We start from the raw sequence: 14337 nt of genomic DNA, 5'->3' as shown, positions 1-14337 counted from the left end.
TTTCGGCTTTCCTGAAAGGTTTTCAAAACCTTGTAGGAATACTAAAAACAAGACCCGACAGGTTTTAAAAACCTGTCGGGTCTACTTGCTTAGAATAAAAATACTTACTTAAACTGAAACAGATTCCTCATTTTTTAGTAATGAAAGATGTATCGTCACGCCTGAATGGCTTTTCTCCTCAGACAGAACACTATTAAAAGTCTGTTCAGCTTCGGCTTTTTTATCAAGACCTAGAAGACCTAATCCTTTCATGTATAAGCAGTGAATTTTGTTTCGTTTGTCTAGATCATCTTCCCAAATCATAAGATCCGGAAGTGAAACTGCAAAATAATCAATCGTAACATGATCGTTTACATGTTTTTCGGCGTAAGCAACGAACTTTTCAAAACGTTTATTGGCTTCTGAAGCATTGTTTAATTTTAAGAAAGCCAAACCTTGATAGAAAATTTTATCTGGCTGCTGATCATTGTAGAAAATTGCCGCTGTAGGTTCTTCTAGACCTTGCGTTGCTTTCTGCCACCAGTTTTGAGCTTCTTCCAGATTGTCTTTCTTTTCGTAAGCAACTCCAAGCCAATAATGAATATCATTTTCCTGTGCGCCTGGCAGTTTTCCTTCACCTAAATTATCAGGATAAATTTGTGCCTGTTCCAAAAATGCTATAGCTTTATCATGGTTTCCTTGTGCAATTTCCTGTTTGGCAATTTCAGTCAAAGAAATCAGATATTGTCCGCTTACTTTTCCTTCTCCGCCTTCCCAAGGATGAAAAATTCTATTTTGTAATAATGTTAAGGCTTTATCATGTTTTCCTAGTAAATTGTATAAAGTGACTCTTTCTAAATACACATCATCTCTTTGAATAACCAATTCTAAATGTCTTTCTAAGAAAGCCAGTCTAAAAACCAAATCTCTGTTCAAGCGTTTGTACAACTGATCTAATTCCATTAAAATTCTAGAATCTTCTACATCTAAAGAAAATGCTTTCTCTAAACTAGCCAGTGCTTTTTGTTCATCATTTAATTTATTGTAATAAGCCAATGACAAGTTACGATGCACAGTAGGGAAAGTGTCATCAATAGCAACCGATTTTTCCCAGCAGGAAACAGCTTCATCATAAAATTTCGACGCGTACCAGAAGTTTCCTAAATAATACAAAGCTTTCGCGTCATTAGTTTGTTTTTGAATTACTTGAGAAAGCACTAGAGCAGCTTCAATCTGATTTGGAAAACAATAATCTGGTTTTGCCTGAGAAGCCATTTTGAAGCATTTTTCGGCTTGATCGAAATCATTTAATTTTTCATAAAATGAACCTGCAAAATACCACGCCATCGGATAGGTGTTTTCATCTTTCAGACCTTCATTTAGTAAACTGGCAGCTTCTTCATACAAACCAGCCGCATTGTAATCTAAAGCATATTCAATATAAGTATGAATATTGTTTCGGATTAATACATTTAGGTACGCTAGCTCTTTTTTATCTGTACTTAAAAGATACTTTTCATACAATAACCCAAAATTAAATGAGTCGTTTTGTAAATAAAGGTCTGCAAGCTGAAGCGCTTTTTCTTTTTGATTTAATTTTCTAAGAAAAGCTACTTGCAAATGCAGTGCTTTATGATCTTCGGTATTTTTAGAAATGGCTTTTTGAATGTGTTCTAGAGCCAATTCAAAATCACCATTTAAAGCATCAAGCTGTGCTACATAAAAATAACCTTGATTTTGCCAAGCGGCATTCCAAGTCGATTTGTAAAAAGCATCGTAAGCTTCTTTGTTTTTGTTCTGATATTTTAGACATAATCCTAGATTAAAATAAGCTTCACCATCATACGGGTTCGGATTTCGCTGCGTCAATGTTTTTATGGCTGCTCTAAAATAGGGTTCAGCTTCAGTAAATTTAGCTCTTCTCATGAGCCATAATCCCATTGCATTATTGGAACGAACATCGCCAGAATCACGTTTTAAAGCTTCTTCATAATACGGAATCGGACTGTAAGTGGCGTGTCTGTATTGCTCTAAATGCTGAGCCGTCAGGAATAATTGTTCGTTATTTTCGATGTCTTCTGGAGCAAGTGCAGGTTTTGCAGCTTCAGGAATTTCATCTTCATTTTGTGCTTCGTAAACCCAATCAACTAAAACTTTATCATCTGCATCGGTTACAGAAATCGATAAACCTTCTAAAGACGCGTTATGATTAAAATCGATGGTTTCTTCAAATGAATTGTATGGAGAAGCATCGTACTGTTTTTGAAATAAAACAACGTCATTGTTTTTTAAAGTAACCGTTGTTTTTGGATAAACTCCTGTCGTATACGCTTTAATAACCAGTTTATCGCCGATGTTCTCTAAATTAACCATCGCATTTTTGGTCGCATTTTTTACAACTCCCAAATCACGATAAGGCATAAAATATTGTGTAAATTCCTTTTGCTCACCCGGCATAATCCAAGTAAAATCGGGCTGATTATCGGTATAAACACCACACATCAATTCGATATAAGGGCCATCTTCGTCGGTAAGATTACGATCCCAAGCACGTCCGAAATCGCCGTGTCCCCAAGTCCATTGTTTTTTTCCTGGCGAAACATGATGATTGGCTACGTGCAATAATCCGCCTTTTGAATCATTTTCGTATCCGCCCACAAAATTATATTTGGAAGCAATCGCCATATAAGAAGTTGGAACGGGAATATTTTTGTAGCGAGAAATATCAGTTCCTGGCGAATAATCTACTTTGTAATAGGTTCCTTTTGCAATTGGAAAAGACGAAACGTCACGTTTACCGTGATCAAAAACAGCATTTACATCTGGCGGAAAAACCGACTGATAATCATCATTTACCTTTACAGCAGGATTCGCCCACCATAAAAATGTCTGTGGAAACGATGTTCTGTTGTATAATTGTGCTTTAATTTCAAGATACGCTTTATCAGGATATAATCTAAAACCAGCCATACCTTTGGTTCTAAACATACGTTCTACCTCACTGCACCAAACAGTTGCACTGCCATCTTCATGTTCTTCTATAGTAAAATCAACAGGATCAAAAGTAGTTGGTCTGTGGTGCTGTGGCCAGTTGAATTCGATTCCACCCGATATCCAAGGGCCTGTAAGTCCAACCAAAGCTGGTTTTACCACCTGATTGTAATACACAAAATGGCGATTTTTAGTTTTATCATACGCCATATGAACACGTCCGCCAAGTTCTGGAAGAATCATTGTTTTAACAAATTCATTTTCAAGGTATACAGCCAGATATTCTTTATCGGTTTTCTCGTCAGCGATTTTTTCAATAACTGGATAAGGATATACAGATCCGTTACTTCCTTGATACACTCTTTTCTCAATAAATACAGGATTTTTTTCAGGTTTGCCCACCTCATAAGTTGGCAGGATAATTTTTTCCTTCCAAACATTTACTTTTTGCATGATGTAATGAAATTTAAATTATTGAATATTCTTTGATTCTTTATCAGAAACCATTAGTTTTTCAATCTCTTCGAGACTTTTGTTTTTGGTTTCAGGAAGCTTTTTGAGTACAAACAAGAATCCTAAAGCACAGATAATTCCGTAGATCCAGAAAGTTCCAGATGTGCCTAAGTATTCGTTAAACATTGGAAATGTTTGTACTAAAAGTGCAGATGCAATCCAGAGTGCAAATGTGGCAACAGACATTGCAACGCCTCTGATTCGGTTAGGGAAAATTTCAGATAAAATAACCCAAGTAATAGGAGCAAGAGACATGGCATAAATAGCAATGGCTAATAATACCAGTAATAATAAAGGGAAACCAGTAACATTGGTATAATAAAAATAACCCAATAAAGCATAGATTATAGCAAGTGCTGCTGAACCAAAAAGCATCAGTTTTTTACGTCCAACTTTGTCTACCGTTCCCATAGCAACCAATGTAAAAACAAGGTTAATACTTCCTGTAATTACGATATTCATGAACAAATCATTGATACTATAGCCTGCCGAAACAAAGATTTCTTGAGCATAATTAAAAATGATATTAATACCGCACCATTGCTGGAAAGCAGCCAATACAATTCCGATTAAGAGAATAGGCATCGCTTTTTTATCAAGCAACATTCTCAAATCGGTTTTTTCTGTTTCTTCTGTAAAAGTCTCTTTGATAGTTGTAATTGCTTCTTTGCCGTATGGCAATCCTCCAATTTTAGATAAGATATTCTCGGCTTTATCGTGATTTCCTTTTTTCGCTAGATATCTAGGGCTTTCGGGAATTAAAAACATAAGTATAAAGAAAAGTACTGCTGGGAAAAATCCTGCCCAAAACATCCATCTCCAGCCCGTTTGACCATTCCAAGAAGCCAAAATTTCTGCATGAGAATAATTATGAGGAATAACATCTGTAATTAGCATATTGGTGATCTGTGCGGCAAGAATTCCAATAACCACGGTTAATTGATTGATGGAAACAAATAATCCTCGAGTTTCCTGAGGCGCAATTTCGGCAATATATAAAGGGGAAATTGTAGAGGCAATTCCGATTCCGACTCCTCCAATAATACGCCAGATAATAAATACAGTAAAAGTTTCAGATGCTCCCGTTCCAAGAGCACATAAGGAGAATAATACGGCGGCAACGATTAGAATAGGACGTCTACCATAACTGTCTGCCAGTTTTCCTGCAAAGGCGGCTCCTCCAACACAGCCAACAAGGGCGCTACTCATGGCCCAGCCTTGTAAAGCCGGAGAATCTGTAATGCCAAAATAAAGTTCGTAAAATGGTTTTGCACCACCGATTACAACCCAGTCGTAACCAAAGAGTAATCCACCCAATGCCGCAACTAGACTAATTGATAGTAAAAAGGTATAATTGTAATTTTTCATAAAAAGGTTTTAATAGCTTTTGTAAAATTAGCGGAATCGGAACCTTTGATTTATGGATATTTTTTTTGAATAGATGGATTATAATCTGATTTTTTGCTATTGAATGCTTAAATACGAAAACAATTGCGTTACTGCTTGTATTCGGTGCGATATTGTATAGGTGAAGTACTCATGATTTTTTTGAACAAACGAGAGAAATATAAAGGGTCATTGAACCCTAAATTAAAACTGATTTCTTTTATGCTCATAGTGGTAAAGCTGAGATACTGACAGGCTTTCTGCATTTTTAAATAATTGAAATAGTGTATAGGAGAATACCCTGTCTGTTTCTTAAATAAGGTAAAAAAATGAGACGGAGAATAGTTAAAATAAGCGGCAACATCATTAATTTTTAAGGAAAGATCAAGACGTTTTTTCATATAGTCAATAGCCGACTCAATAGTATTATCCTCTGAAAATTTTCGGTTCTTTTGAATGAAGAATTTTTCATACAAAAAGGTATTTAATAATTGCCATAACGAAAGATTGGCAAATTCGAGATTACTGGCGCTGTAACCGTCTTCCATAACATCCAGAATGTTTTCAAAAAGTTCAATACGTCTTTCTTCGAGTGATAGTTGAGGTGCAGTTTCAGGATGTTCGGCAATGAATTTATCATAAAGAAAAGGTGCTTGCATTCCCGTAAAATGAATCCAGTAGATACTCCACGGATTTTGTTTTAAGGCATAATAATCATGTGCCACTTCAGGAGGTATTATATAAAAGGTATTGGCTTTGAGTGTTATCGTTTTATTTTCTTTGCTAATAATGCCTTCTCCTTTATAGCAATAAATTAAAATGTATTGCTTGCTGCCATGTTTTCGTTTCATGGAGTGATGGCTTGCATTTGGAAAAACACCAATATCGGTAAAATACAAACCAGCTATAAGCGGATTCTTTTTAATAATCGAAAGGATGTTTTTTGGAATTACAATCATTCGCTGTCCTAAAAAACCTTCTTTGACTTTTATCTTTTCTTTTTGTGCTGCATTTTTCATGATCTGGATTGTATTTTTCAAATATCGTAATTTAATCCATGCTTTCGCAAAAAATGTCCATTTTGAGAACAATAATCAAAACTAAATTTGAAATTCTATACTAACATTACCAATTTTAATCTTTTTATAAAACTATATGAACCCTCTCAATAATATTGTTTGTGAGTCTTTTGGCTGGCATGATGGAAAAGAAATTATCAAATTTCAGATCACAAATAGTCATGGCAATTATGTCGAACTTCTTAATTATGGTGCCATAGTAAAATCCATAGTGGTGCCAGATACCGAAGGAAATAAAGAAAATATAGTTTTAGGATTTCCAACTTTAGAAGGATACATAAAAGATCAATCTTACATAGGAGCGACTGTTGGCCGTTTTGCAAATAGAATTCAGAATGCGGCATTTTCTATCGAAAATAAAACATATCATCTCGATAAAAACGATGGTAAAAACAATAATCATAGCGGTTCGGCTGGGGTTAATAACAAAGTGTTTGATTTTGTTGTAGAAGAAGATGCCGTAATTTTTATTCTTAAAAGTAAAAATGGAGAAGGTGGTTTTCCTGGAAATTTGAAGATGAAAGTGAGCTATAAATGGACGGATCAAAACGAACTCAAAATTGATTTTTTGGCAGAAGCCGATGCAGCAACGCCATTAAATTTTACCAATCATTCTTATTTTAATTTATCTGCCTGTAAAGAAAAAATACATCATCATCTGCTTACCGTTCAGGGATCTAAAATTCTAGAAAGCACAGCCGATTATATTCCGACAGGAAAAATTTTGCTTGCCGATGAGTATTTGTTTTTGAAAGACAAACTAAAAGATGTAATGCAAAATAGCGGACTTAATCTCTATTATATTTTTGATAGAAACGCTAAAAATGAAAATTCTGTTTGTGAATTGTATGATGAAAAATCGGGAAGAATAATGCGTGTTTACACCTCTTATCCAGGAGTGCAATTATACACGGGAGATTATTTAAACAGTGATATTATGGGGGTACATGATAAACTATACAGTTCGTTTGATGGACTCTGTTTAGAATGCCAATATTATCCTGACAGTCCGAATCATGAACATTTTCCGAATACGATATTCCAATCTGGGCAAGTTTATAGCGAAACTATTATTTATGCTTTTGATGTAATCCAATAACAAAAAGAACTACCACCTCTAATAATTATATAAATGAAAAAAATGTTTTTTAACCGATCTTTAAGTGCGCTGATACCCGCCGTATTTTTGATGCTGACAAGCTGTGTAGCACAAAACGAAGAACTTTCTCTTAAGTCTAAGGACAATCTAAATAAGATTGAGTTGTCTTTAAGTCAAGATGGAAAGTTGTCTTATAAGGTTACCCGCAAAGACCAAGCGATAATTTTGGATTCTCCACTTGGACTAAATTTTGAAAACAACGATTTTACAACAGGATTATCGGTTGTAAAGGTTTCGCCAATTGAAGAAAAGCGTGAAAAATACGAGCTTAAAGTTGCCAATAATAAAGTTGCAGATCATGTTTTTAAAAGCAAAAGCATCACATTCAAAAATAGCAAAGGCGCTTTAATGACAATAGATTTAATTGCTGGGCAAGAAGGAGTTGCTTTTAGATATAAGTTTACAGAGCAGGAAAAACAGACTAGAGTGCTAAAGAACGAATTGACAGGATTTCATATTGATCAAAAAGCAAAAGGATGGCTCCAGCCGTACAACAAAGCAGGAGATTATACTCCAGGTTATGAAGATTTTTATGTGAATGTAAAACCCGGAGATCCAATAAATGGCGCAAGAGGCGAATCTATTGGCTGGTGTATGCCAGCACTTTTTAATGTAAATGATGCTAAAAATTGGGTTTTGATTGCAGAATCAGGAACAGATGGTTCTTTTCCAGGATGTCATTTAGATCCAGATTCTAAAGACGGAGTTTATACAATTGCTTTTGCTAAAAATGACGAAAAATTTACGTTGCCTTTGCCTGATAAAGAAAATGCTTATCCTGAATCTAATTTACCTTGGACAATGCCATGGAGAGTTATTATGATTGGAGATAAAGCGGGTGATATTTTATTATCTACTATGATTACCGATTTGGCTCCGGCATCTAAAATAAAAGATGTTTCTTGGATTGAATCTGGAAAAGCAGCTTGGTCATGGTGGTCGTATCCCGAAGATTTTACTCCAGAAATGTATAATAAATTCACGGATGTTTCGGCTTCATTTGGTTTCAAATACACACTTTTTGATGCAGGGTGGGAAAAAGCCAACAAAGAAGGTAAAATTGTTGATTATGCATTGTCTAAAGGAGTGCAGCCATTAGTTTGGGGATTTTCAGCAGAATACTTTGATCCAGTAAAAAGAAAAAAAACATTTAAAGAATTGGCAGAAATGGGAATAAAAGGTGTCAAGATAGACTTTTGGTGTTCGGACAGACAAGAAGTTATGGCAGCTTTACAAGGCGTTTTTGAAGATGCAGCAAAAGAACATTTGTTAGTGAACTTACATGGAACAACAGTTCCGAGAGGTTGGCATAGAACATGGCCCAATTTTGTAACAGCAGAAGCTATTTTAGGAACAGAAAGTTATTTCTACGAACCGAGATTTCCAGAAAAAGCAGCAGAACAAAATACAGTTTTGCCTTTTACAAGAAACGTAGCTGGTCCAGCAGATTATACGCCGTTTGCTTTGACTTTTAGAAAATATAAACGTGTAAATACTTCAGTTCATGAACTAGCAATGGCCATGATTTACACATCAGGAATTATTCATTTTGCAGATTCTGAAGAAGTTTTTAATTCATTGCCAAATGAACTTAAGACTTTAATAAAAGAAATGCCCGCAACTTGGGACAAAACCGAGGCTATTGTAGCAGATCCAGGCAAATCAATTGTGTTGTCTCGTAAAAAAGATAACCTTTCTTATATTATCGGAATAAACGGAACGAACTCATCTTTGCCCGTTTCAATTGATTTGGCTAAATATGGAAAAGGCTATTCGAAATTCAAAATCATTACTGAAGGTAAAGATCCATTAATGGATTTTAAAGTTGAAACTTTTCCATTAACCGCTAACTGGCAATATAATATTGCTCCTAAAGGAGGTTTTATTATTGAGTTTATAAAGTAAGAGTTAATGTTAAGTTGAGGTATAAAAAGGTGTTTAAATTTTTAAACACCTTTTTTATTGAATGGTTTTTAACAGAAATTGGAAAGCTTATCTCTCACTTTAATAAGGAATAGAAAATAAAAATTAGCAAGAAATATAGATATTACAGAGAAGCTAATTAAATGTTTATGACAATAAAAAGATTCTTTTTGCTAAATTTATAGAAACAAAATTTAAAATTATAAAAGTATTGTGTCTTTCAAAAACAATGTTTTTTTATAATAAGAAGTGTTATAAGGAATTAGAATCATTAAAATAATTCTGTATAGATTTTGTCTATTCTCTAAGAATTATTTATGATTCACAGTCAGAATTTTCTTTTTCATTAGTTTGTAATTTAGTCAAAAATAAAATTTTTCAACTATGGACAATCAATCAAATGACATCAGCAAATGCCCTTTTCATAATGGGAGCATTGATAAGCAGGCAGCATCGGGAACTAAAAATCTTGACTGGTGGCCCAAACAGTTAAAGGTAAATATCCTGAGACAGAATTCGTTGTTATCAAATCCGCTAGATAAGGATTTTAATTACGCAGAAGCTTTTAAAAGTCTCGACATTGAGGCATTAAAGAAAGATTTGCATGCTCTTATGACTGATTCACAAGATTGGTGGCCTGCAGATTTTGGTCATTATGGAGGCCTTTTCATAAGAATGGCTTGGCATAGTGCAGGTACTTATAGAGTGCATGACGGGCGAGGCGGAGCAGGAGCAGGACAACAGCGATTTGCACCTCTTAACAGCTGGCCAGATAACGTAAGTCTTGATAAAGCGAGAAGATTGCTTTGGCCCATAAAACAAAAATATGGACAAAAGATTTCATGGGCAGATTTATTGATCTTAACAGGAAATGTGGCTTTAGAATCGATGGGCTTTAAAACATTTGGTTTTGCAGGAGGACGTGCCGATGTTTGGGAAGCAGACGAATCTGTTTATTGGGGTTCTGAAACGACATGGTTAGGTGGTGACGAACGTTATAAAGACGGTTCTGAAGGTGTTCCAAAAGATCATGGAGTGGTATCATCTGATGATAATGCCGACGGAAATATCCATAGCAGAAATCTTGAAAAACCGCTTGCAGCAGTGCAAATGGGGCTTATATATGTAAATCCTGAAGGGCCAGATGGAAATCCGGATCCGATTGCGGCAGCTAGAGATATTAGAGACACTTTCGGCCGTATGGCAATGAATGATGAAGAAACTGTAGCCTTAATAGCGGGTGGACACACTTTTGGTAAAACGCACGGTGCTGCATCATCAGATCATGTGGGAGCTGAACCAGAAGCAGCAGGTCTAGAACTGCAAGGGTTAGGATGGCAAAACAGTTTTGGTTCTGGAAAAGGTGGAGATGCTATTACAAGCGGACTTGAAGTTACTTGGACAAAAACACCAACACAATGGAGCAATAACTTTTTTGAGAATTTATTTGGTTTTGAATGGGAACTTTCAAAAAGTCCGGCAGGAGCACATCAATGGGTAGCAAAAAATGCGGAAGCAATTATTCCAGATGCTTTTGATGCTAATAAAAAACACTTGCCAGCGATGCTGACTACAGATTTATCTTTAAGATTAGATCCTGCTTATGAGAAAATATCACGTCGTTTTCTAGAAAATCCAGATGAATTTGCAGATGCTTTTGCTCGTGCATGGTTTAAATTGACGCATCGTGATATGGGGCCTCGTGCTCTTTATCTTGGATCTGAAGTGCCTACAGAAGAACTGCTTTGGCAGGATCCTATTCCAGAAGTAAATCATACTTTAATAAATGACCAAGATATAGAACAGCTTAAAGAGAAGGTATTAAATTCAGGACTAAGCGTGTCTCAATTGGTTGCTACGGCTTGGGCTTCAGCTTCTACTTTTAGAGGATCAGATAAGCGTGGAGGCGCAAACGGTGGACGCATAAGACTTGCACCACAGAAAGATTGGGAAATAAATAATCCAGCTGCACTTAAGGTTGTTTTAGATAAATTAGAAGGTATTCAAAAAGAATTTAATGCTGCAAATGGAGATAAAAAAGTTTCATTGGCCGATTTAATCGTTTTAGGAGGATCTGCAGCTGTAGAAAAAGCAGCTAAAGATGCAGGAGCATCTGCGAAAGTACCTTTTTCACCTGGACGTATGGATGCATCTGCAGAACAGACAGATGTTGAATCGTTTGGATATTTAGAACCAAAATCTGATGGTTTTAGAAATTATAGAAAAACAAAATCGACTGTTTTAACAGAAGAACTTCTTATAGATAAAGCGAATTTGCTAACTCTAACTGCGCCAGAATTAACGGTTCTTTTAGGTGGACTTCGTGTTCTGGATATTAATGCAGACGGAAGTAAAAATGGTGTTTTTACAACGAGACCTGGCCAGCTAACAAATGATTTCTTTGTAAACTTATTGAACATGAATACAGAATGGAAGTCTGTTTCAAATGACAAAGAACTTTATACTGGAAATGACAGAAGTACTGGACAGCCTAAATGGATAGGAACACGTGCAGATCTTGTTTTTGGATCAAATTCAGAATTAAGAGCAATTGCAGAAGTTTATGCAGCTGGTGATGCTCACGAAAAATTTGTAAACGATTTTATTGCCGTATGGACTAAAGTAATGAATCTAGACAGATTTGATTTAAGAAAATAATACTCGCTTATAGCAAAAAGAAAAAGACGCCAATTACGGCGTCTTTTTTTATATGTTTTTAAGAACGTGGTTTAGACAAATTTCGATCATACATAACAATGGTTCCAGCAACGGCGACATTCAAACTTTTTTCTGATTTGAATTTTACTAAATGATGGCATTTTTCCATTACTTTTTTAGATAAGCCATGATCTTCTGCACCCAATATATAAACGCAGCGCCTTGGATGTTCAAAAGTTTCTAAATCAGAGGCTTTTTCAGATAGTTCAACACCAACCAATCGCGCTCCTTTTGGTAAGTTTTCAAAAAAAGCTTCGAAAGTATCATAATGAAAATACGGAATCGCTTTTACCGCATCGTGTGTATCACAAGCTTGTTTGGCATATCGATTTCCGATGGTAAATATAAAAGTAGCGCCCAAGTTTTGAGCCGATCGCCATAAAACACCTAAGTTTTCTGGTGTTTTACCATTTTGGATTCCGATACCAAAGTATTCATTTATAAAATTATCATTCATACCGCAAAAGTACAAACTGTATGTAGATAAATCAATTTTTTATTGGTCTACAGAACAGATTTACTAGGTTAAAAAAGCATCGGTTGTTGTATTTGTTCTTAATTCTGCTAAATGTAAAGTATTATTGCCAGAAACTGGTATATTGGCATAAGTATCCTTACGAACACCATCTCCAGTACCAAACTTTTCGGCAAGGAAATCTGTTTTTGTATTTGTTGTCGGTGTTTCATCATGGTTTTCTAAGCGTTGGGCAACTTTTGTTAGACATGCAATAGCTTCTTCTTCTGCAGCTTTTTTAAGACTAGTAGTATCTTTTACCTTAGTATCGAGTTCTGTATGTGCGTCTCTCATAGCTGTAATACCTTCATTTTCACCTTTAGCTTTTTTTGGTGGGTTGTATGCTGGTATGCTGGTTAAAATGTCTCTTGCGATCTTATCTTTTTCAGTTAATATTATACTTCTTAAATCATCTTGTGCTTGATTATCGCCTTTTACTGCCGCCAACGTAATATTCGGCACATTATCTTTAACCCAGATGCCATGCAAATCTTTAACATGAGAATGTAAATCGCCACTTACCCATGGCTTTCTTATTTTTGCAACTAAAGTCAATGTCGGAATAGCGATAGCATTGGAAATACCTTTTAATAGCAATAATATTGCAGGATCTATTGCAGTTCGTCTTATAGATGTTAACGATTTGTATGTAGCATTATCATGAAAACGTTTAAGAATCTTGTTGTAAAGGTTCTCATGTTCTGTATCTGACCCTGGAGAATTTTCCTGAAACTGTGCAGCTATTTCATGAGGAGTAAGGGCAATATTTAATTGATATCCGATTTGGTTTGTTTTCTCTGCCCATTTATTCCTTGCTCTTGCAACTCTAATTAAGGCACCAGATGCACTCCAGTTCCAAGCAGTTCCTATGTAGTTATTAAATGGTAACGCATTTACACGTGTATTTGTGGATGAATGAGTAGTTCTAAATGTGACTAATTCATTAATGAATAAAGTATGAACCTGTGATATGAATGTTTTATTTATTAATCCATTTGCACCACCTGCTAAAAGTGGAGGAGCGACTAATTCCAACTCTTTTTGAGCGTCTGTCTCTAATATAAAAGAGGTATTAAATAACGGACTTAAAGGAGCAGATTTCCCGACTTCTGTATGTGAAGCAACATCAGGTCCCTTAGGATTTACAAGTTCCCATGTTGCAAATTCAAATTCAAAGCCAAAACTGCGGTGTACAGAAAGTATGGCTGCCATAGGTACTTCGTTATAATGTAAAAAATCTTGCCATTCTTTTTGAGCGTTAAGTAAACTAATTAATCCGCCTCCTGTATTTTGTGATGCTTGATATAATTGTCTAGCCTCAATTTTTATAGTTTCGTCAGTAATGTTTGCGGCTGCTAAAAGTGGGTCAATGATTGGGTCTACATTTTGTGTCAAATGTGTCCAGCCTTCTTGAATCTGAAGAATTAAGTCGGAATTTTCCTTTAAATCATTACTGGCTTTTGTACGTTCTTTAATTGTCAAATCATCACTTTCCACAGTTTCTCCAGTTGCGTGGTTATTTGGATAATAAGTTCCGTTGTCCAGTTTAATACTAACACGTTGATATATCTTTTGGGAGTTTGAAGAATTAAGAGGTTTAATTTGAGTTTGAGAACTGTATTTTACAAACTGAATTGCTTTCATTCCCATGACATCAGCTTCATTCTCCAAACCTTTATCATCATTTACATTTACCTTGCCTTTCATTTGTAAAGTAGGTTTTACGCGTCCTTGTTTTTGTTGCACGACATGCCAAGCTTCATGAGGTAAATGTTTTTCTTGTCCAGATGCTAGATGAATATCGGTTCCCTGCGCATAAGCATGTGCATTAAGTTGTGCAGGTTTGTCTGAGTTATAATGAACTTTTACATCATCCATAGAATGACCAGAAAGGTTTTCTATTCCTGACTTTAAATTTTCAGGCAAACCGGTATTGTTTGCTTTTCTTTGTAAAACAGAAACAGGGCGATTGTCCGTAAGTTCTCTTGCCTTATTTTGAACAATTTTTTCGTCGGAGCTATTTGCCGCAAATTGCGTTTTTGTTTTATCAGTTGAATATTCCATAAATACTAATT

The 14337-nt window shown here is 35.5% G+C and carries 8 protein-coding genes; 3 read left to right on the top strand and 5 right to left on the bottom strand.

The features are described 5' to 3' along the window. Positions 1 to 108: 108 nt before the first annotated feature. From QLQ95_RS22460 to QLQ95_RS22450, 3 genes are all read right to left on the bottom strand, one after another. Positions 109 to 3423: a DUF5107 domain-containing protein gene (locus tag QLQ95_RS22460; protein ID WP_482501775.1), complete on the bottom strand. Its 3315-nt coding sequence runs from the start codon at positions 3421 to 3423 to the stop codon at positions 109 to 111. Between the two features lie 18 nt (positions 3424 to 3441). After that, a complete protein-coding gene (locus QLQ95_RS22455) occupies positions 3442 to 4851 on the bottom strand; it encodes a sugar porter family MFS transporter (protein ID WP_482501773.1) in 1410 nt (469 codons plus the stop codon). A gap of 128 nt (positions 4852 to 4979) precedes the next feature. After that, entirely contained in the window at positions 4980 to 5909 is a 930-nt protein-coding gene (locus QLQ95_RS22450; RefSeq protein WP_482501771.1) for an AraC family transcriptional regulator, read from the bottom strand. A gap of 115 nt (positions 5910 to 6024) precedes the next feature. On the opposite strand from QLQ95_RS22450, the gene QLQ95_RS22445 reads away from it, so the two are divergent. From QLQ95_RS22445 to katG, 3 genes are all read left to right on the top strand, one after another. Beyond that, the gene (locus QLQ95_RS22445) at positions 6025 to 7047 is read left to right on the top strand and encodes an aldose epimerase family protein (RefSeq protein WP_482501769.1); all 1023 of its coding nucleotides are present in this window, start codon (positions 6025 to 6027) and stop codon (positions 7045 to 7047) included. Positions 7048 to 7080: 33 nt separating this feature from the next. Then, complete coding sequence (locus tag QLQ95_RS22440) at positions 7081 to 9012, top strand: glycoside hydrolase family 97 protein (protein WP_482501767.1); 1932 nt, start codon at positions 7081 to 7083, stop codon at positions 9010 to 9012. A 402-nt stretch (positions 9013 to 9414) separates the two neighbouring features. Then, a complete protein-coding gene (gene katG, locus QLQ95_RS22435) occupies positions 9415 to 11688 on the top strand; it encodes a catalase/peroxidase HPI (RefSeq protein ID WP_482501766.1) in 2274 nt (757 codons plus the stop codon). Between the two features lie 58 nt (positions 11689 to 11746). Here the strand turns inward: katG and QLQ95_RS22430 are convergent, their stop codons facing one another. Both QLQ95_RS22430 and QLQ95_RS22425 read right to left on the bottom strand, forming a co-directional pair. Next, positions 11747 to 12205 carry an RNA methyltransferase gene (locus QLQ95_RS22430; RefSeq protein ID WP_320495003.1) on the bottom strand — a complete coding sequence of 153 codons (459 nt, stop codon included), beginning with the start codon at positions 12203 to 12205 and terminating at the stop codon, positions 11747 to 11749. A gap of 63 nt (positions 12206 to 12268) precedes the next feature. After that, positions 12269 to 14326, bottom strand: a complete 2058-nt coding sequence (locus tag QLQ95_RS22425; RefSeq protein WP_482501764.1) for an eCIS core domain-containing protein — start codon at positions 14324 to 14326, stop codon at positions 12269 to 12271. Positions 14327 to 14337 lie beyond the last annotated feature (11 nt).

The organism is Flavobacterium sp. B330r, assembly GCF_056824325.1.
The sequence above is the reverse complement of the archived record's forward strand: the minus strand, read 5'-3'. Positions and strand labels throughout refer to the sequence as shown.